A 20,527-nucleotide genomic window follows, 5' to 3' on the forward strand; every position below is an offset into this window, starting at 1 on the left:
GGACTATTATTTATTTTAATTCTGGACGATTACAAGAGTCCATAAATATAGTATTTTTGATAAACAAAACAACTAATTATGAATAAAAAAGATTTGCAACCTAAAGAATACCACGAATATTACGCTAGATATATTGATAAAGTAGATGAAAACATCGAATTAAATATTGGTTTTGAAGTTGATAAAAAAATGGTAGTCGACTTTTTTAATACCATTCCTAAAGAAAAACAAGAATTTAGATATCAACCTGAAAAATGGACAATTAAAGAAGTTTTGCAGCATATTATAGATACTGAACGTGTTTTTATCTATCGTTTATTTTGTATTGCCAGAAACGACAAAACTGCTTTTCCTGGATATGAGCAAGATGATTACATAGCACCATCTGAAGCTAATAAAAAATCGATGGAAGACTTAATTGAAGAATTTTCTATCACTCGTTTGTCTTCGTTAAATTTAATTAAAAGTATTTCTAAAGAAAACTTAAAAAATTTAGGAACTGCAAGCGACTCTACAATTTCTGCAAGAGCTTGTGCTTTTATTCTTTTAGGACACAGTGTTTGGCATATAGAAATCATAAAAGAAAGATATTTATAATGTTAGAAATTAGAAGAGCAAATAGTAACGATGCAACACATATTGCTTTGTTAGGTAGAATTACCTACACAGAATCTCATGGAAATTTTATAGAAGACAAACAAAATTTATTAGATTTTTATAAAAAGTATTATGCTGTAGCTCAAATTAAGTCAGAAATAAATGATGAAAATAATTTATTTTGGATTGTTTTTATTGATGAATTACCAATCGGTTTTGCAAAGCTTTCTTTAAATGTAAATTATGCTGATTCTAAAGACACAAATTTCTGTAAATTACAAAGATTGTATATTTTAAATGATTTTATCAACTTAAAAATTGGTTCTCAATTACAAGATCTTATTCTACAAAAAGCAATCGATTTACAATTTAAAACAATTTGGTTAACTGCTTATTATAAAAATATAAAAGGAATTAAATTTTATCAAAAATACGGTTTTAAAGAAGTTGGAAGCATCGATTTTTTTGTAGGAGAAACAAATTATGAAAACTTAATTTTTGCCAAAGAACTATAATTATGGAAGAATATCAAAAATCAAAATTAAATCGTGTTAAAAGAGGTGCAAATAGAGCTACTTATGATGTTGATAAAATCAACACTATTTTAGATGCTGGTTTTTTATGTTATGTAGGTTATATCTACGAAGGAAAACCAATTACAATTCCGATGGCATATGCTAGACAAGATGATAAAATTTACATTCACGGTTCTACTGCAAACCGAATGTTACTTTCTATTTTAGAAAGCGGAGAAACATCAATAACTGTCATGCATTTAGACGGATTGGTTTTGGCTCGTTCTGGTTTTCATCATTCTGTAAATTATAGATCTGTTACGCTGTTTGGAAGTTTACAAAAAGTGGAAGAAGAAGCTGATAAAACCGAAATTTTAAAATGGATTGTCAATCAAATGGTGCCCAATCAATGGGATTCTTTGAGACCGATGAATCAAAAGGAATTAGACAGAACTTTGGTAGTAGAATTTACGATTGAAACTGCTTCTGCAAAAGTAAGAGAAACAGGTGTTGCTGATGAGCCAGAAGATTATAATGAAGATGTTTGGGCAGGAATTGTACCTGTAAAACAAGTCGCAGAATACCCGATTGCAGATAAAGGAAAACCACAGCAAATGGAAATACCAAAACACATTTTAGATTATTATGAAGCCAACAAATAGTTTCTTCTTTTAAAAAATGATATTTTAGCTTCTGATTTTTTAATTTATAAAAATGAAGAAGCTTTTTAAATTTATCGGAATTATATTATTACTTATAATTGCTGCTATTACTATTTATTATTTTGTAAATAATGAAGCTTTACCAAAAGGTAAAAAAGGAAAAGAAGCTGAGGCTTTGGCAACTAAAATGTTTGATGCATTAAACCATGAAGCTTATGAAAATACCGAAGTTTTAAAATGGAGTTTTAGAAACGAACACCACTATACTTGGTATAAAAAAGAAAATATTGTACATATTTCTTGGGCGCAATACAAAGTAACGCTACACACTAAAGAAATAGAAAAATCTGAAGTTTATATTGATGGTAAACTTACTGACAACAAAGAAATCGTTAAAAAAGCACAAGATTTTTTTAACAACGATTCTTTTTGGTTAATTGCACCTTATAAAATTTTTGATGGTGGTACAGAAAGAAGCATTGTAAAACACGAAGACCAAGATGCACTTTTAATAACTTACACTTCTGGTGGCTCTACTCCAGGTGATTCTTATTTATGGATTTTAGATGAAAACTATTTGCCAACTTCTTTTAAAATGTGGACTTCAATAATTCCTATTGGTGGCGTTTCTGCAACTTGGTCTGATTTAAAAAACACAAAATCTGGTATAAAATTACCTACAAAACATACACTTTCTTTATTTGGATTAGAAATACCAATGGGCAATGTAAAAGCCTATAACGAAAAAGCAGATGTTTTGGCTAATATTGTTTTAAAAGCCATTAAGCATAAAAATTATGAAAATACTCGTTTTATAGAATGGAGTTTTGCTGGTAAACGTTCTTTTAAATGGGATAAAGAAAAACATATTGTAGATGTTTCTTGGGATACAATTCGTGTAAATTTACATCCGCAGGAAAAAGAAAAAAGTACGGTTTTTTACAATGAAAAAAAGCAAGAAATTGCTGATACTAAAATTGTAAAAAGAGCTTGGGATATTTTTAATAACGATTCTTTTTGGTTAGTTGCTCCGCATAAATTATTTGATTACGGAACTATTAGAAATATTGTTTCTATTAATAATAAAAACGCCCTAAAAGTTACTTACACAACTGGTGGCTCAACTCCTGGAGATTCATATATTTGGATTTTAGACGAAAATAACATTCCTAAAAGTTATAAAATGAATGTTCCAAGTATGAAAATGAATGGCGTAAATGCTACTTGGCAAGATTGGATTACAACAGAAAGTGGCACATTATTACCAACAAATCACACATTTGATAGCGGAAAAAAATTAAGCATGGGAGACGTAAAAGCATACAACTAATGACCTCAAAACATATTTCAAACGGAATTTTAAGAGCGCTTGCAATTGTCGTAGGAATTTTACTTTTATTGTATTTTTTAGTAAAAATTCAATCTGTAATTATCTATATTATTATTGCTGCTGTTTTATCATTAATCGGTAGACCTATAATTTTATTTTTAAGAAATAAATTAAAATTTCCAAACACAATTGCGGTAATTTCTACAATGATATTAATGCTTAGTTTATTAACTGGTTTAGTGGTTTTGTTTATTCCTTTAGTTTTAGAACAAGGAAAAAGTTTATCGCTACTAGAAGTAGATGTTTTACAAGCAAAAATTCAAGATATTTTTAATCAAATTACAGCTTATTTTTCATCAAAAGGAATAGATGTTTTGCAAAAATTTGAAAACTTTGATTTTGTTTCTCAATTTAAAACAATTCCTAATATTTTAAACTCAATAATTGGCGCCTTAGGTTCTTTAAGTGTAGGATTATTATCTGTTTTGTTTATTTCATTTTTTCTGATGAAAGACAGTCAATTACTTAAAAAAGGATTGCTAACACTAATGCCAAGTAATAATTCTGAGGGCAGATTCTCTAAATCTTTAGAAACTATAAACAATTTACTGTCAAGGTATTTTATTGGCTTAATTTTTCAAATTACAATTCTGTTTGTTATTTATACAATTATTTTATTAATTTTCGGAATTTCAAACGCTGTTGTCATCGCTTTTTTATGCGCTTTGTTAAACTTAATTCCTTATGTTGGTCCATTAATTGGTGGTATTTTAATGTTTTTCTTATCAATGACAAGTAACATTGGTTTAGATTTTCAATCAGAAATTTTACCAACTTCTTTATGGATTTTATTTTGCTACGGATTGGCACAATTATTAGATAATTTTGTAAGTCAGCCAGTAATTTTTTCTAGAACAACAAAATCTCATCCTTTAGAAATTTTTTTAATAATTGTTATTTGTGGAATTTTATTTGGTGTTGTAGGTATGATAACTGCTGTACCATTATATACTGCTTTAAAAGTGATTTTAAAAGAATTTTTATCAGAAAATAAAATTGTAAAATCCTTAACGAAAGATATTTAACAGAATTTGAAATTAGCTATTTTACAACCAGAAGTTCAGCAATTTATTGTTGATAATTTAAAGTCAGATATTACAAAACTGATTTTAAAAGGAAGTCCTTTTGATAAAATTTCTACACAAGAATTGGCGAATCAAATTGTTGCAAAACAAAAATCTGAACATAAATTAGCTACTTGGTTTGCTACAGAAAATATTTATTATCCGCCAAAAATTAGCATTGAACAAACCTCATCAGAAATTACTGCAAATTACAAATCTAATCTCGTAAAAGGAGATTCAATAATAGATATTACAGGTGGTTTTGGTGTAGATTGTTTTTATTTTTCCAAGCAATTTAAAAGTGTTTTTCATTGTGAGATAAATAAGGAGTTATCAACAATTGTAAAGCATAATTATCAACAATTAAAAGTAGAAAATATTGATACTTTTTCTGGTGATGGAATTGATTTTCTTAAAAAATCAGCTCAAACTTTCGATTGTATTTATATAGATCCATCAAGAAGAAATGATATAAAAGGAAAAGTTTTTTTACTAAAAGATTGCTTGCCAAATGTGCCAGAAATTATCGATTTTCTTTTTTCTAAAAGCAATCAAATTCTTATTAAAAACTCACCTATTTTAGATATTTCAAGTGCAATATCAGAATTAAAATTTGTAAAAGAAATTCATGTAATTGCTATAAAAAATGAAGTAAAAGAAGTGCTTTTTTTATTAGAAAAAAACTACGATAAAAGCATCAAAATAAAAACCATCAATAGTATAAATAACAATGCACAGCAATTTGAATTTAATCTTAATGAAGTTATAACTTCAAATTATGCAGAACCTCTTACCTATTTGTATGAACCAAATGCTGCTATTTTAAAATCTGGTGCATTTCATCAAATAGCAACACAATTAAATATCTTTAAAATTCATCAACATTCACATTTATATACATCAGAAAAATTAATTGATTTTCCTGGAAGATGTTTTAAAATAATAGCGATTTTAAACTACGATAAGAAAAAAATTAAAAGATTAATACCTACTAATAAAGCCAATATTACTACTAGAAACTTTCCAAAAACTGTTGCCCAAATAAGAAAAGAAACCAATTTAAAAGATGGTGGAAATAGCTATTTATTTTTTACAACAAACATTCAAAATAAATTAATTTGTATTCTTTGTTCTAAAAGTTAAAATCAATTAAAGTAACTAGATTTTAAAAGCTATTACATTTTTAGTAAGTTTGTGTAGAAAGCATTACTTTCATATTTATGCAAACAACATCATATCAAGGTTTAAAATTATCGTTCTCTAATCAGTTAAAAACTGAAGACTTTTTGGTGGTAGAAGCACCGCTTCAAATAAACATTAATAACGAGGCTTATACAGTTGTTATGAGAACGCCAAACGATGATTTTGAACTAATTAGAGGTTTACTTTTTGCAGAAGATATTTATAAAAAAATAATCCCTTTATCGTATAAAATAATTAAAGAAGACGCTAAAACCCCTACGATTATAAATGTAACTATTTCTAAAGAAGATTTAGGAAAAGGCTATTTAAATAAAAGAACTTTACTGTCTGTTTCTTCTTGCGGAATTTGTGGTAAAAAAGAATTAAAGGATTTAAAAGTGGATGGAGAAAAACTAGAAAGCACATTTTTTTCATCAGAAAAAGTATATAAAATGTTTGCTAAAATGAGTGCTTTTCAAGAGACTTTTAAAAAAACTGGAGGCAGTCATGCTGCTGCAATTTTTGATAAAAATCAAGATTTATTAAGCATAAAAGAAGATATTGGCAGACACAATGCTGTTGATAAAACTGTGGGAGATTTATTACAAAAAGAAATTTTAAAAAAAGCGAATTATTTATTAGTTAGTGGCAGAGTTTCTTACGAAATTGTAAGCAAAGCTTTTATTGCAAAAATACCCATTATTGTGGCAGTTTCTGCTTGTTCTTCTTTAGCTGTAGATTTTGCTAAAGAATTCGGAATTTGTTTAATCGGCTTTTCAAGAGATAACAAAATGACTATTTATGCGAACCCAAATTATCTAAAAAAATTAGAAAATGTCTAAAAAAACAGCTGCACAACCACCAGAAAAATTAACAGGAATTGAGCTTACTGATGTTCCAAAATCTTCTGTTGGTGTAAAAGCAATAAAATCTGCGTTAACACATGTAAAAGATGAAGTTGGCATTATAAAAGGGCTTAGTTTATTATCAAAATTAAATCAGAAAAATGGTTTTGATTGCCCAGGTTGTGCTTGGCCAGATCCTGATGAAAAACGTGCTTTTTTAGCTGAATATTGTGAAAACGGTGCAAAAGCTATTGCTGAAGAAGCAACTAAAAATAAAGTTTCTCCCTTATTTTTTACAACACATTCCGTTGAAGAATTAGCAAAATTATCTGATTATGAAATTGGTAAAAGTGGGCGAATTACACATCCTATGTATTTACCTGAAGGAAAAACACACTACGAAGAAATTTCTTGGGGAAAAGCTTTTAAACTGATTGCTGATGAATTAAATGGACTTGATTCTCCTGATGAAGCTATTTTTTACACATCTGGAAGAACCAGTAATGAAGCTGCTTTTTTGTATCAATTGTTTGTGCGTGAATTTGGGACAAATAATTTACCAGATTGTTCTAATATGTGCCACGAATCTAGTGGCGTAGCACTTTCTCAAACTTTAGGAATTGGTAAAGGCTCTGTAACTTTAGACGATTTTAATCATGCTGATTTGGTGATTGTAATTGGGCAAAATCCCGGTACAAATCATCCAAGAATGTTATCTGCTTTAAGCGAAACAAAAAAGAAAGGCGGTAAAATTATAACAATTAATCCGTTGCCAGAAGTTGGATTAATGAATTATAAAGAGCCTCAAAATCCTTTAAAATGGTTAGGAAAAGGGCAAGATTTAACAGATTTGTTTTTGCAAGTAAAAATAAACGGAGATGTTGCTTTGTTAAAAATCATCTTAAAATTGATGAAAGAACAAGAGGATTTAAAACCAAATTCTGTTTTTAATCATCAATTTATCAACGAAAAAACAGCGGGAATTGAAGACTTATTAAAAGATTTAGATACGTATTCTATTGATGAATTAGTACCTCAAACTGGTTTATCATTAAATGAAATAAAAAATGCCACAGAATTGATTATCAACAATGAAAAAATTATTATTTGTTGGGCAATGGGTTTAACACAACATAAAAATGGGGTTGATAATATTCGTGAAGTTGTAAATATTTTATTACTAAAAGGAAGTATTGGTAAAAAAGGAGCAGGAACTTGTCCTGTTCGTGGTCATTCTAATGTGCAAGGAGACAGAACTATGGGGATTTGGGAAAGACCACCATCTTCATTTTTAGACAATTTAGAAAAAGAATTTAAGTTTAAAGCGCCTAGAAGATTTGGTTTTGATGTTGTTGAAGCTATCGAAGCCATGCATCAGAAAAAAGCAAAAGTATTTTTTGGAATGGGTGGTAATTTTGTTTCTGCAACGCCAGATACAGAATTTACTGCAGATGCTTTGCGCAATTGTAAATTAACGGTTCAAGTATCTACAAAATTAAATAGAAGTCATTTAATTACAGGTAAAAAAGCATTAATACTACCTTGTTTAGGGCGTTCTGAAAAAGATTATCAAGTTACAGGAGAACAGTTTGTTTCTGTAGAAAATTCTATGGGAGTTGTACAGCAATCAAGAGGACATTTAGAACCTTGTTTTGATAAATTATTGAGCGAAACTGCTATTGTTGCCAATTTGGCTAACTTTACTTTAAAAAGATCGAACACAGATTGGATTGAGTTAATGTCTAATTATGATTTAATTAGAAGAAAAATTGAAGCTACAATTCCTGGTTTCGAAAACTATAATAAACGAGTTCGAATTAAAGGCGGATTTTATTTACCAAACAATGCAAGAGATAATAATTTTGAAACAACTAAAACCAATAAAGCTAATTTTAGTATTAATAAACCATCAGAAATTGAGTTAGAAAACAATCAATTTATAATGATGACAATTAGAACTCACGATCAATTTAATACCACAATTTATGGTTTAAATGATAGATATAGAGGTGTTTTAAATGAAAGAAGAGTTGTTTTCATGAATCCGGATGACATGAAAACTTTAGGTTTACAAAAATTAGATTTGGTAGATTTAACGAGTCATTTTAATAACGAAAAAAGAGAGGCTAAAGGTTTTTTGGCAATTCCGTATAGTATTCCAAAACAATGTACGGCTACTTATTTCCCTGAGGCAAATGTGTTAGTTCCGTTAAAAAGCAAAGCAGATATTAGCAATACACCTGCTTCAAAAACAGTAATTATTACTATTAAAAAGAGAGAAATTTAATTTATGAAAAAACATATTTTTTTATTCGCCATAGTATGTATAACTCAATTTATATATTCTCAAAATGATAATATCCCAGAAAAGAAAACTCAAAAAGGTTTCGGAAAAATAGATTTTCTTTCTATTAAAATGCCAGAAACTACAATTCCGAATGAATCTAATATGGGTTTTACTGGTATTCATTATAACTTAATGATGAATGATTGGTCTTATGCTGGTTTAGGAATTTATGGTGCAGTTACTGGCGAAAGAGGTGGTTTCTTTACCTTGGGTATCAATGCCGGAATTAAAAAATATTTTACCAATAATTTTTATCTAGATACTGGTTTTCACTTTGGCGGTGGCGGTGGTAAAAGTGCTCCTGATGGTGGTGGTGCATTTATTTTACCACACTTTAATCTAGGTTATAACTTTAAAGATCTCTCTATTAATTCGGGTTGGAGTTATGTTAACTTTTTTGACGGAGGCGAAATCAAAGGACATCAATTAAATGTAGGCTTAGAAATTCCTTTAGACTTTTCGTATGCTGATTATGACGTTGCTGAAAATGACTATAGTTTTGATGGTTTACAAAAATCAAATTGGAATGTAAATTCTAAAAAATCATCGCTCATGCTTCATCTAAATAATTTAGAAATTAAAGGAGATGATACAAATAAAAATGTTCAAAATTTTGGTAGAGCAACGATAAGATTGGCAGGTTTTGAAATTGCTTCTTATCTTTCTAAAAACTGGTTTACTTTTGTAAAATTCGATGGCGCTTACGATGGTATAAAAGCGGGTTATATGGATGTGTTTTTAGGGGGAGGATATCACTTACCTTTTAATAAAAACCGAACCAATATTCTTGCTAAATTTGGAGTTGGCGCTGGTGGCGGTGGTGGCGTAGATTCGCAAGGCGGGTTTTTAATTTATCCAGATATTTCAATTGAACAGAAAATTTTTGATGCATTTTTTATATCCGTGAATAAAGGCTATGTAATGTCGCCTAATTCTCATTTTTATACTTCTTCTTATGGTCTTGGTTTAAAATATTATGTAGAAAGAAATGGTATTATTTCTGATGAAAATTCGTTTTCAGAAGGTATTTTTAAAGGCATCGAAGTAATTACGAAACAAGACCTTTATTTTAATGCTAAAAGAGATGGAGAACCTACAGAAGATATGCATCAAATATCTGTACAAATTAATTTTGACTTAAATAAAAACCTTTACATTGCTGGTCAAACTTCTTTTGCTAACTTTGGTAATGCGGGTGCTTATGCAGAAGGAATTGTTGGTCTTGGCATGCAAACAAATCCTTTTATAAATGATAAAACTAGCTTTTTTGCACAAGTTTTAGGTGGTGCTGCTGGTGGTGGAGATATTAGCACAGGAGAAGGTTTTATTGTAAAACCTAGTGCTGGTTTTAATTATCAATTAAATAATACATTAAGCCTAAGAACAGCTGCTGGTTATGTTAAAGCAAAAGGCGGTGACTTAAGTAGCCCTTTTATAAATTTAGGAATAAAATATAATCTATCATTTTTAAAAATGAATTGATAAAAAAAGCTTATTTTTAAAGAATAAAACCCCAATTAACATGAAGAATAAGAGCTTCCTTTTATTTATTTCTTTACTTTTTATTCATATTTTAACGATCAATTCGCAAGACATTAATATTATTCCTAAACCTCAAGAATTTTCTTTTGATAAAGGCAATGTTGTTATTAATGAAAACACCATTATAATTCATACATCAGAAAGTAATGCATCAGCAAAAACATTACAAAACTATTTTAAAGATGTCTATGAATTAGACATAAAATCAACAGAGTTTCAAAGCTTAAAAAAGAATTCCATCCATTTTAAAATGGATGAAAGCATTGTAAATGAAGGCTATGAATTATCAATTTCTGATGGAGAAATTACCATTTGTGCTTTAAATGATAAAGGGTGGTTTTATGCGGTGCAAAGTTTAATTCAGTATTGTTCTTCCAATTCTTATTTTTCTAAATATGAAAAATCAATAAAACTAAAAGAGGTTACAATAAAAGATGCGCCAAGATTTAAATGGAGAGCTTTTATGTTAGATGAAGCCAGACATTTTAAAGGAATGCAGCAAGTAAAAATGCTGTTAGATGAAATGGCTTTATTAAAAATGAATGTTTTTCATTGGCATTTAGTAGACGATCAAGGTTGGAGAATTGAAATTAAAAAATACCCAAAACTTACACAAATCGGTTCTAAAAGAAAAAGCACGCAAATTGGCCCTTTACAATGGGAAAGTCCTATTCAATCTGCAGAACCACATGAAGGTTTTTATACACAAGATCAAATAAAAGAAATTATAAAATATGCGTCTGATAGACATATAACCATTGTACCAGAAATAGAAATGCCTGGTCATTCTACTGCAGCAATTGCTTCTTATTCTTGGTTGGGAACCTCTAAAGAAGAAATAGAAGTACCTATTAAATTTGGCGTTGGCAAAGATGTGTATGATGTATCAAATCCTAAAGTAATTCAGTTTTTAACAGATGTTTTAGATGAGGTAATGGCGCTTTTTCCATCCGAAGTAATTCATATTGGCGGCGATGAAGTAAAGTATAATCATTGGAAAAATTCTGCTGCTGTAAAAACATATATGAAAGAAAAAAACTTAAAAACTCCTGCAGATTTACAAGTGTATTTTACAAATAATATATCTAACTATTTACAAGGTAAAGGCAAACGAATGATGGGTTGGAACGAAATTATGGGGCATAATCTGCATTTTTATCAAGATAAAAAAGACACAGAAACTACGCAAAAATTAGCAAAAGAAACCATTGTACATTTCTGGAAAGGTGATAATGAATTATTAACAACTGCGGCAAGTAATGGTTACGAAATTGTAAATTCGCTCCACTCCTACACGTATTTAGATTATACATATAACGTTTTACCACTATCTAAAGCATATTCTTTTGATCCGGTTCCAGAAAAATTAGATGTAAAATATCATGATAAAATTATTGGTTTAGGCGCACAAATGTGGGGAGAATGGATTCCTACAAATGGTGAAATGCATTTTAAAGTTTTTCCTAGAATTGCAGCCTATGCAGAAATTGGCTGGACAAGAAAAGAAAACAAAGACTTCGCTGCTTTTACATCGGCTTTAAAACATTTACAAAAAAGATGGACAGCAAAAGGCATTTATTTTGCTACGGATGAATTTGTAGAAAAAAAGAAATAATAGATGACAGAAATCATATCAATTGCGCCCGGTAGAACTTGCTTATTTGGCGATCATCAAGATTATTTAGGCTTGCCAATTATTGCTTGTGCTATTAACAGGCATATTACCTTAAAAGCCATCAAAAATAATTCAGATACATTTACTATTGATTTGCCAGACATCAACCAAAAGCGAACAATTGCTGTTTTTGATGAACATTTAATTCTTGAAAAGGAGGATTTTATTATTGCTGCTTTACGGGTTTTAAAAAGAAATAATTGTGTACCAACTTGTGGTTACGATATTGTAATTACAGGTACAATACCAATAAACGCAGGCACTTCTAGCTCTTCTGCTTTAACAATTTCTTGGATACAGTTTTTATTAAAAGCTTATGGCCCTAAAGAACTATTAACTCCAGAAATTATTTCTAAACTAGCACATGAAGCAGAAGTTTTAGAGTTTAATGCGCCTGGAGGAAAAATGGATCATTACAGTATTGGTTTAGGAAATATTATTTATTTAGAAACTGGAAATCATTTTTCGTATCAAGTTTTACAAAAACCTTTGTCTGGTTTAATTATGGCAGAATCTGGCGTACCAAAAGAAACCTTAGGATTGTTAAAAAGACTAAAAGAAAACTCATGGAAAGCTATTGATGTAGTAGCTAAAAATGTAAAAAACTTTGAACTTGAAAAAGCTAAACTTAAAGATTTAGAAATGTATCTTTCTTTTTTATCAGACGATTTAAAACCCTATTTTGAAGCTGCTATTGGTAATTTTGATGTAACAAAAAAAGCCCTTTTAGAATTTAAAAAAGAGGAATTAAATTTGGTTGAAATTGGCAATTTAATGAATCAACATCATCATTATTTAAAAAACCTTTTAAAAATTACGGTGCCAAAAATTGATGCCATGATTGACGCTGCTTTAGAAGCGGGTGCTTATGGAGCTAAAATTGTAGGTTCTGGTGGTGGTGGAAGTATTGCTGCTTTAGCACCCAAAAATAAAGAACAAAAAATTATAGATGCTATTTTAAAAGCAGGCGCTAAAGATGCGTATGCTGTCTCCGTTGATAAAGGTGCACGTATTTTATAAACAACTATTTAAACAAAAAACATGAACGATAACTTACTTATTTTAGCTGGTGGAATGTCTTCTAGAATGAAAAGCCCATCAACATCAAATTTAATAAACAAAGAAGTTGAAAACCAAGCAAATGTTAGAAGTAAAAGTTTAATAAGTGTTGGCAATCAAGGTAGGCCATTAATGGACTACCTTTTATATAATGCTAAAAAAGCAGGCTACAAAAACATTTATATTGTAATCAATGAAAAAGGTGGTTTATTTAAAGAGTTTTACGGTAAAAAAACAGCCAATAACAATTTTAACGGATTAAATATTTCTTTTGCAACACAATACATTCCTACAGATAGAGTAAAACCTTTTGGAACTGCAGATGCTGTTTTTCAAGCAATTGAACAATTCAAAGACCTACAATCTAAACAATTTACAGTCTGTAATAGTGATAATTTATATTCAGAAAAAGCATTAAGAATGCTTAGAGAAACTTCTAGTTCTAATGCTTTTATTAGTTATAATAGAGATGGTTTAGAATTCTCTTTAGAAAAAATTTTAAAATTTGCTGTTGTTCAATTAGATCGCAAAAATTATTTGCAAAATATTATTGAAAAACCATCTTTAGAAACTGCCAATAGTTATAAAGATACTTTAGGCAAAATTAGAGTAAGCATGAATATTTTTAAATTGGATGGAAAAATGATGTATCCTTATTTAAAAAACTGTCCTGTGCATCCTGTAAGAGACGAAAAAGAATTACCAAGTGCCATTTTAAATATGGTTAAAGAACATTCTAATGCAGTGTTAGGCATTCCGCTTTCTGAACATGTGCCCGATTTAACGGCAAAAGACGACATTATTATTATTAAAGAATATTTAAAAAAACACTATCCAACACTATTAAACTGGGCTAATTAATTGTATTACAACAACTAATTTAAAGCATAAAATGTAATAAATTGCTTTATAAGCAATATGCTTAATTTATAGTTAATTATAAAAATAAATAGTTTTTTTTTGTTCTAGTACCTTTTATTTTACTAAATTTACTTATTACTAACCCCCAAACCCCCCAAGTTATGGACACTAAAACCATAAAAATAGTATCAATTATTTTAATTACATCAATTATTTTATTTTTTTCTGGTAAGCATTTAATGATTATTAGTGAAGTGAACACCTTATATGACGGCCTCATGGTGATGCTTTTCTTTTTATCGTTATTTCCTTTTCTAAGTCTTTCTGCTGTTTTATTCTTTAAAATTTTAAAGAGTTTTTCTCGTATTAAGCTTTTTTAGAAAAAAAATATAACTATTACACAAGTTCGAGTATTCTGATTAAACTCAAACATACTCGAACTTTTTTTTATTTACTACTCTGCAACGAATCTTACCATTATTCTTTAATTTTAAAGACTATTTATAAAATTAAGAAGTAATATTTACACAAATTTAAAGCTGTATTTATTATTGATTTTTTTACTTATAAATTTAAGTCGCTTTCAATTAAATTTATAAAAGTAAAAAGCACTAAAACTATCGTTTTTTACACATACATTAGATTACAAAACCTCTTTAAATTATTTGTGTTTAAAAATATTTATCACACTAAAAAAAAAACCTACACCACTTATAAACAATACATTACACAGAAATTCATTATAATACATTTTCCTTAATCTTTATGAAATGTTTTTTCATCTAAATGAAATTGTTTTTCATCTAAAGTTTAAAATAATAGGTGTTTTTTATCTGATCTTTACATAAGAAATATAACAAAAACACTTCTTTTTTATAAACATTTTAAATTTTAAGTTATGTACAAAGACACACTTCAACAAATTATTTTTTTTATTATCTCATCTGTAGTCTTTTTTAAAACAGGTAAAGCATTAATTACACTAAATGGTATTAATTCATTTTTAGACTTTGGTATTATTATGCTATTCTTTGTTTCATTCGTATTTTTTATAAATTTTCTTTTACGCTTATTTCATAAACTAATAAATGCATTTAGCTTTTAGCAACTATTTTAACTATTTACGAAAACTTTTTACTTCTTATTTTAGTTAAAAACGAGTGCGCTACAAAGCTATTTTGAGTGACTTCTGAGTCTCTTTTTTACAAAAAAAAGTTGTTTATATGCTGGTTTAATACACTAAAACTAGGACAAAATACTGCGCTCTATTTTTACATTGGGGTTAGAGAAGTCTAAAAAAATGATATTTTTTATCTAAAATAACCTTTATAGAAACTGCTAATAAGCAATTTTTAAAAGCTTACAAGGTTTGATGCAAAAGCTTACAAGGTTTTAAGCATGTGCTTATAAGGAATGTGCTAAAACCTTATAAGGTTTTACCCACTTGCTTATAAGCAGTTATTGGTTTTACAGTTAATTTTGGACAAATAAAAACCCCAATAACACTAGTTATTGAGGTTTATAAAATAATAAAAAAATTAAAATTACATACTTTGAGAAGTTGTAAAGTTCATCGTGTTTATATTTAAAGAATTTTTAATTCTTTGATCAGGTCTAAACCGTATGCGTACGTCTTTTATTAAATTTGCAGATACCGCTTCTGGGGTATCACTAGCATTAGAACTTACACTAATATTAAAAGTACCTAACTTATCTAGTTTTACGATTCTACCTTGGTTTAACTCATCTACAATATTGTGAATTAAAGACAAAATAACAGCATAACAATCACCTTCTCTTACGGTGCTTTGATTGGCTACTAAATAGGCTAAACGCTCTAAATCTGTTTTACCTGTTGCAACCGCTTGGGCATAATATTTATTCTCCGCTCCTCTATCTTGAGGATTCGACTTACTTATTGGTATAATTTTTACCATAAATATAAAAAATTTAAAAGTTGTGTTGCTTTTATAGAGGTAGCAACAAAAAACCTCTTGGGTTCCGTTTTAAAAACTCTGCAATAGTTTGCCCAACTACACACGGTTTTCGTGTAGTTTAACCAAAAACAAGATCGTTGCTTTTAGGAGTTTACAAGAAATAAATTAAGTCATGAGTTTACCAAATACAGTTTGTTGGACTGTTTTAAAAATATTAACTAAATATTTTTGGTAAGCTAAGAGAAGTATTGTAATTTTATGGTCTGAAAATGAAACTACGCACTTCTCAAAGTGTTACCGTTTACAAAACAAGTCTTAAAGCAACATCTTTAAGGCTTTATTGTTGTTGTAAATATACAGCAAAGATTTAGTTCTAAAATTGCAAATTATTAACAAAAAAACGATTTATTAACAAATAAATCACCAAAAAAAACACACAAACCACTTATTTTTAGTGTTTTAAATTTAAACCTTAAAAATACTGTCAAAAACTCAGTAAAAAAATAAAGTCAATTAAGAACTCACAACTTATTAAAGTGAACCTCTTTAAAAAAAATGATATTGCACATCGCTAAACATTTTTACATTAAAAATAAACCGGCTATTGTGCCTTTAATGACAAAGAAAAGTTGTTGTTTTAAAAAAACTGATGTACAAGGCTTCTTTTGATGCCCTTGCTAAAAATTATTCATTTCTAAAACTACCGTAACAACACCTGTAAGTAGTTGTGCATACAATGTATACTAAAAAAAATGCAGCACTACTGTTTTCCTATTTGTAAGTATTAGGATAAAATACCTAGCTGTTTTCTCGAAATTGATATCCATAGAACGTTTATTCTTTATAGATGCTAATAATGCACCTTGTAGCTTTTAGTAATCTATTGTTTGTAACCACTTAAAAAACAAAGTAGCTACATATACCCAAAATGTATCGCCATAAAAAAAGCCTCACATTTCTGTGAAGCTTTTTATCTATTTTTTAATTTTACTATTATAAAGTTCTATCTATATGTAATAATTTATTAGTTGCGTTATTATAACTTTTATATATTGTTTTGTATTGTATCAATTCGTTAAAACAATAAGGGGTTTGTATTTCGCTACCAACTATTTTATCTCCATTTGTTAGTTCAATCTTATTACAAGTGCTTGGTATGGTATCGTAATGTAAAACTGCATCTTTATAAGAAGGAACTACTATGTTTTCATTTGCTAATAAATTAGATTGACCAGAAACTCTGTCTAAAACATAAATACTAGCATTTATTGTAGTACATCCACGAGACTTTTTAACCAACTTCGTATCTACATAAAAAAAAACTTCTGATGATGGCCTACACCCTTTTTCTTCGCTTGAAAGAATTTGAGTTATATTAACTTCTTCTAAATTTAAACTACTTTTTGGTGTTGTCTTTTCAGCTTTTGAGAATGAAAAAACGCCAATTAATAGTAGCGCAACTGCTGATATTGTCTTTAGAATTTTCATAATGAGGGTTTTATTTTTTTTTATTAAGTACATATCAAAGATAAAAGATTTCTAACCTTTAAAATTTAAACTTCGGTTAATGAAACTAATCTTTAGATGAAAGGACCATTTTTATTCGTTAAGTTTCAGTATTTAAATGTATTAAAAGAATCATCTGATTCTAAAACGGAAAAACTACATGGGTGTATTTTACCCTAAAAACATAAACAAAAGTATACTATAATATTTGTATAATTATATTAAACTAATAATTTCTTTAAAGCATCTAACTCCGCTCCTAACCCTTTAAACATATAAATAATACGTATACGTTAATTAAATTACAGATCGTTATGGGTTTTGTAGTATGAATATAATTCAGTCTAAAAAAATGAGTATTGCTGGTCATCCGAGGTTATAAATCAAACTCTTATATATTTCTATACATATAGATTTATAGAAATATGGAAATACGTAATTATATATCATTTCCTTTTCTTAAATTAGAGCCTTATAAATTGCTATATTTATATCTAACCTTATTTCATTTTAATGGCTAAAAAAACCAAAAACACCTTTGAGCAAGACTTGTTTAAAGCAGCAGATAAATTGCGTAAAAACATAGATGCTGCAGAATACAAACACGTGGTACTCGGACTTATTTTTTTAAAATATATTTCTGAATCTTTTATAGAATTACACAATAAATTAGAGGCTGACGAATGGAGCGATGCCGAAGACCGAGACGAATACATTGCAGAAAACACCTTCTTTGTGCCAAAACTAGCGCGTTGGTCTCACATTCACGCACAAGCAAAATTGCCAAGCATTGGTCAGACTATTGACGAAGCTATGGAAGCGGTAGAAAAAGAAAACAAAGAACTAAAAAACGTACTACCACAAGTGTATGGTAAAGCCAATTTAGATAAAACGTCTTTGGGTGAACTCATCGATTTAATTAGTAATACCGAGTTACAAGCCGAAAACGAAAACTCTAAAGACCTTTTTGGTAGAGTATACGAATACTTTTTAGGCGAATTTGCCAATGCAGAAGGTAAAAAAGGCGGACAATTTTACACACCAAAAGCCATTGTAAAACTAATGGTAGAAATGATAGAACCTTACAAAGGGCGTGTATACGATCCTGCTTGTGGTTCTGGTGGTATGTTTGTCATGAGTGAAAAATTTGTAACCGAACATGCTGGTAACATCAAAGATATAACCGTTTACGGACAAGAAAGCAACCAAACCACTTGGAAACTGTCTCGAATGAATCTTGCCATACGTAACATAAACAGCAAGTTTGTAGCATGGAATACCGAAGGTACTTTTTTAAAAGATGCACATCCAGATTTAAAAGCAGATTACATATTAGCCAATCCGCCATTTAACCAAAAAGAATGGGGCATAGACATACTACAAGACGATGCACGTTGGCAATATGGCACACCACCCAATGGTAATGCCAATTTTGGTTGGATGCAACACATGTTATACCATTTAGCACCAACAGGTGTTATGGCAACCGTATTAGCCAATGGCTCATTAAGTTCTAATACCTCTGGCGAAGGCGATATACGTAAAACCCTAGTAGAAAACAATTTGGTAGAATGCATTGTTGCCTTACCAAAACAACTATTTTTTAATACAGGTATTCCTGCTTGTATTTGGTTTTTACGCAGAGGAAGAACAAAAACCAACGAAGTCTTGTTTATTGATGCCTCAGAAATGGGTTATCTAAAAGACCGAGTACATCGTGATTTTTCAGATGCTGATGATGAAAATAAAAAAGGAGACTTCCATGACAATGGATTAGGAGATATTCAAAAAATAACAAGAACCTACCACAACTGGAAAACCGTCACTGTAAACGAACCGTCATTGCGAGGCACGAAGCAATCTGTTTATGAGGACATCAAAGGCTACTGCAAAAGCGCAACCCTAGCACAAATACAAAAACACAACCACGTACTAACACCAGGACGCTACGTTGGCATACCAGACGAAATAGACGATGGCATCCCCTTTGAAACCAAAATGGCAGACCTAACTACCACCTTGCAACAACAAATGCAACAAGAGGAAGCCCTAAACCAAGAAATTAAAACACAACTGGCTAATATTGGGTTTCAATTATGAGTAGTGTAGATGAAAAAATGCCTGAGGGTTGGGTAAAAGATACTTTAGGTGAAGTAATTGATATTAAACATGGATTTGCATTCAAAGGTGAATTCATTACTCTTCAGTCGAATAATAAAATATTAATTACGCCAGGAAACTTCAAAGTAGGAGGAGGATTTAAAAGTAATAAGTTTAAATATTATACTGGAGATTATCCTGAAAATTATGTTTTAAAACCAAATGATGTTATAGTCACTATGACTGATTTAAGTAAAGAAGGTGATACATTAGGTTTTTCGGCAAAAGTGCCTAATGACGAAAAAGAATATCTACATAATCAAAGAATAGGTTTAATTCAATTTAAAAACTCAGATTTTGATAAAGAATACGTTTACTGGCTTTTACGAACAAAGCATTATCAAAAAAGTATCGTAAATAGTGCCACAGGTAGTACGGTTAGACATACTTCGCCATCTAGAATTCAAGAATATCAGTTTAAATACCCAGAAGACAAAAAAGAACAAAAAGCCATAGCCAACGTCTTAACCGCTTTTGATGATAAAATAGAAAACCTACGCGCTCAAAACCAAACTTTAGAGCAAACCGCACAAACTATTTTTAAAGAATGGTTTGGGTTATACCAAATTGATGATGTATTGCCTGAGGGTTGGCGTGTTGGGAAGTTGGGGGAGATAGGGACTATTGTATGTGGCAAAACACCTTCTAAATCTAAAAGTGATTATTATGGAGATGACATTCCATTTATTAAAATTCCAGATATGCATAATCAAGTTTTTATTCTAGGGGCAAATGATAATTTGACTTTAATGGGAGCAAATTCTCAAAGAAAGAAAATGATTCCTAAAAATTCTATAATTGTGAGTTGTATAGCAACTGTTGGATTAGTTTCATTAAGTACTCAAGATTGTCAAACTAATCAACAAATAAATTCAGTTATTCCAATTAATGAATTTATGAGAGAATATTTATATTTGAAACTGACTAGTTTAAGAAAATATTTAAACGATTTAGGTTCAGGAGGTACAGCAACATTAAATGTCAATACAAGTACTTTTTCAAATATAGAATTGGTTATTCCTGCAAAAGATTTTTTGATGAAATTTAATAAAATTCAAAGTCCTTTATTTGAAAAGATATTATCTAATCTTAAACAAATCCAAACTCTAACCCAAACCAGAGATACCTTGTTACCAAAGTTAATGCGTGGTGAGTTGCGTGTAAATGGGCTTAAAAAGGAATAGA

The 20,527-nt window shown here is 29.4% G+C and carries 17 protein-coding genes; 15 read left to right on the forward strand and 2 right to left on the reverse strand.

Going from position 1 to position 20,527, the window contains the following annotated elements; translation table 11 throughout:
- Positions 1-78: 78 nt before the first annotated feature.
- From BLT70_RS10635 to BLT70_RS17160, 13 genes are all read left to right on the forward strand, one after another.
- Positions 79-597, forward strand: coding sequence for a DinB family protein (locus tag BLT70_RS10635; RefSeq protein ID WP_091894247.1), 519 nt, complete (start codon positions 79-81; stop codon positions 595-597).
- Entirely contained in the window at positions 597-1,112 is a 516-nt protein-coding gene (locus BLT70_RS10640; protein WP_091894248.1) for a GNAT family N-acetyltransferase, read from the forward strand. The genes BLT70_RS10635 and BLT70_RS10640 overlap by 1 nt, the downstream gene beginning before the upstream one ends.
- A 2-nt stretch (positions 1,113-1,114) precedes the next feature.
- Positions 1,115-1,774 (forward strand): pyridoxamine 5'-phosphate oxidase family protein, encoded by a 660-nt coding sequence (locus BLT70_RS10645; RefSeq protein ID WP_091894250.1) that lies wholly within the window; start codon positions 1,115-1,117, stop codon positions 1,772-1,774.
- A gap of 52 nt (positions 1,775-1,826) precedes the next feature.
- A complete protein-coding gene (locus tag BLT70_RS10650) occupies positions 1,827-3,104 on the forward strand; it encodes a hypothetical protein (RefSeq protein ID WP_091894252.1) in 1,278 nt (425 codons plus the stop codon).
- Positions 3,104-4,189: an AI-2E family transporter gene (locus tag BLT70_RS10655; RefSeq protein WP_091894254.1), complete on the forward strand. Its 1,086-nt coding sequence runs from the start codon at positions 3,104-3,106 to the stop codon at positions 4,187-4,189. Before BLT70_RS10650 ends, BLT70_RS10655 begins: the two co-directional genes overlap by 1 nt.
- A gap of 6 nt (positions 4,190-4,195) precedes the next feature.
- Positions 4,196-5,371 carry a class I SAM-dependent methyltransferase gene (locus tag BLT70_RS10660; protein WP_091894256.1) on the forward strand — a complete coding sequence of 392 codons (1,176 nt, stop codon included), beginning with the start codon at positions 4,196-4,198 and terminating at the stop codon, positions 5,369-5,371.
- Between the two features lie 77 nt (positions 5,372-5,448).
- Positions 5,449-6,252, forward strand: a complete 804-nt coding sequence (gene fdhD / locus BLT70_RS10665) for a formate dehydrogenase accessory sulfurtransferase FdhD (RefSeq protein WP_091894258.1) — start codon at positions 5,449-5,451, stop codon at positions 6,250-6,252.
- Positions 6,245-8,542: an FdhF/YdeP family oxidoreductase gene (locus BLT70_RS10670; RefSeq protein ID WP_091894260.1), complete on the forward strand. Its 2,298-nt coding sequence runs from the start codon at positions 6,245-6,247 to the stop codon at positions 8,540-8,542. The genes fdhD and BLT70_RS10670 overlap by 8 nt, the downstream gene beginning before the upstream one ends.
- A gap of 3 nt (positions 8,543-8,545) precedes the next feature.
- Positions 8,546-10,084 (forward strand): hypothetical protein, encoded by a 1,539-nt coding sequence (locus BLT70_RS10675; RefSeq protein ID WP_091894262.1) that lies wholly within the window; start codon positions 8,546-8,548, stop codon positions 10,082-10,084.
- A gap of 40 nt (positions 10,085-10,124) precedes the next feature.
- The gene (locus BLT70_RS10680; protein WP_091894264.1) at positions 10,125-11,759 is read left to right on the forward strand and encodes a beta-N-acetylhexosaminidase; all 1,635 of its coding nucleotides are present in this window, start codon (positions 10,125-10,127) and stop codon (positions 11,757-11,759) included.
- A 3-nt stretch (positions 11,760-11,762) separates the two neighbouring features.
- Complete coding sequence (locus BLT70_RS10685; protein ID WP_091894266.1) at positions 11,763-12,839, forward strand: mevalonate kinase; 1,077 nt, start codon at positions 11,763-11,765, stop codon at positions 12,837-12,839.
- 21 nt (positions 12,840-12,860) lie between these two features.
- Complete coding sequence (locus BLT70_RS10690) at positions 12,861-13,739, forward strand: sugar phosphate nucleotidyltransferase (protein WP_091894268.1); 879 nt, start codon at positions 12,861-12,863, stop codon at positions 13,737-13,739.
- A gap of 161 nt (positions 13,740-13,900) precedes the next feature.
- Complete coding sequence (locus tag BLT70_RS17160; protein ID WP_157691888.1) at positions 13,901-14,119, forward strand: hypothetical protein; 219 nt, start codon at positions 13,901-13,903, stop codon at positions 14,117-14,119.
- Positions 14,120-15,283: 1,164 nt separating this feature from the next.
- Here the strand turns inward: BLT70_RS17160 and BLT70_RS10700 are convergent.
- A complete protein-coding gene (locus tag BLT70_RS10700; protein WP_091894272.1) occupies positions 15,284-15,676 on the reverse strand; it encodes an HU family DNA-binding protein in 393 nt (130 codons plus the stop codon).
- Between the two features lie 993 nt (positions 15,677-16,669).
- Positions 16,670-17,164, reverse strand: a complete 495-nt coding sequence (locus tag BLT70_RS10705) for a hypothetical protein (protein ID WP_091894274.1) — start codon at positions 17,162-17,164, stop codon at positions 16,670-16,672.
- A 531-nt stretch (positions 17,165-17,695) separates the two neighbouring features.
- Here BLT70_RS10705 and BLT70_RS10710 point away from each other — a divergent pair.
- Positions 17,696-19,282 (forward strand): class I SAM-dependent DNA methyltransferase, encoded by a 1,587-nt coding sequence (locus tag BLT70_RS10710; protein WP_091894276.1) that lies wholly within the window; start codon positions 17,696-17,698, stop codon positions 19,280-19,282.
- A complete protein-coding gene (locus BLT70_RS17165; protein WP_157691889.1) occupies positions 19,279-20,526 on the forward strand; it encodes a restriction endonuclease subunit S in 1,248 nt (415 codons plus the stop codon). Before BLT70_RS10710 ends, BLT70_RS17165 begins: the two co-directional genes overlap by 4 nt.
- Position 20,527: the final 1 nt, after the last annotated feature.

The sequence above is a fragment of the Polaribacter sp. KT25b genome (assembly GCF_900105145.1).
Classification (GTDB): domain Bacteria; phylum Bacteroidota; class Bacteroidia; order Flavobacteriales; family Flavobacteriaceae; genus Polaribacter.

Coding starts and splice junctions, on each gene's coding strand:
- BLT70_RS10680 (WP_091894264.1), top strand. CDS start 10,125: ATGAAGAATAAGAGCTTCCTTTTATTTATTTCTTTACTTTTTATTCAT.
- BLT70_RS17160 (WP_157691888.1), top strand. CDS start 13,901: ATGGACACTAAAACCATAAAAATAGTATCAATTATTTTAATTACATCA.
- BLT70_RS10690 (WP_091894268.1), top strand. CDS start 12,861: ATGAACGATAACTTACTTATTTTAGCTGGTGGAATGTCTTCTAGAATG.
- BLT70_RS10670 (WP_091894260.1), top strand. CDS start 6,245: ATGTCTAAAAAAACAGCTGCACAACCACCAGAAAAATTAACAGGAATT.
- BLT70_RS10705 (WP_091894274.1), bottom strand. CDS start 17,164: ATGAAAATTCTAAAGACAATATCAGCAGTTGCGCTACTATTAATTGGC.
- BLT70_RS10655 (WP_091894254.1), top strand. CDS start 3,104: ATGACCTCAAAACATATTTCAAACGGAATTTTAAGAGCGCTTGCAATT.
- BLT70_RS10645 (WP_091894250.1), top strand. CDS start 1,115: ATGGAAGAATATCAAAAATCAAAATTAAATCGTGTTAAAAGAGGTGCA.
- BLT70_RS10685 (WP_091894266.1), top strand. CDS start 11,763: ATGACAGAAATCATATCAATTGCGCCCGGTAGAACTTGCTTATTTGGC.
- BLT70_RS10700 (WP_091894272.1), bottom strand. CDS start 15,676: ATGGTAAAAATTATACCAATAAGTAAGTCGAATCCTCAAGATAGAGGA.
- BLT70_RS10640 (WP_091894248.1), top strand. CDS start 597: ATGTTAGAAATTAGAAGAGCAAATAGTAACGATGCAACACATATTGCT.
- BLT70_RS17165 (WP_157691889.1), top strand. CDS start 19,279: ATGAGTAGTGTAGATGAAAAAATGCCTGAGGGTTGGGTAAAAGATACT.
- BLT70_RS10710 (WP_091894276.1), top strand. CDS start 17,696: ATGGCTAAAAAAACCAAAAACACCTTTGAGCAAGACTTGTTTAAAGCA.
- BLT70_RS10650 (WP_091894252.1), top strand. CDS start 1,827: ATGAAGAAGCTTTTTAAATTTATCGGAATTATATTATTACTTATAATT.
- BLT70_RS10675 (WP_091894262.1), top strand. CDS start 8,546: ATGAAAAAACATATTTTTTTATTCGCCATAGTATGTATAACTCAATTT.
- fdhD (WP_091894258.1), top strand. CDS start 5,449: ATGCAAACAACATCATATCAAGGTTTAAAATTATCGTTCTCTAATCAG.
- BLT70_RS10635 (WP_091894247.1), top strand. CDS start 79: ATGAATAAAAAAGATTTGCAACCTAAAGAATACCACGAATATTACGCT.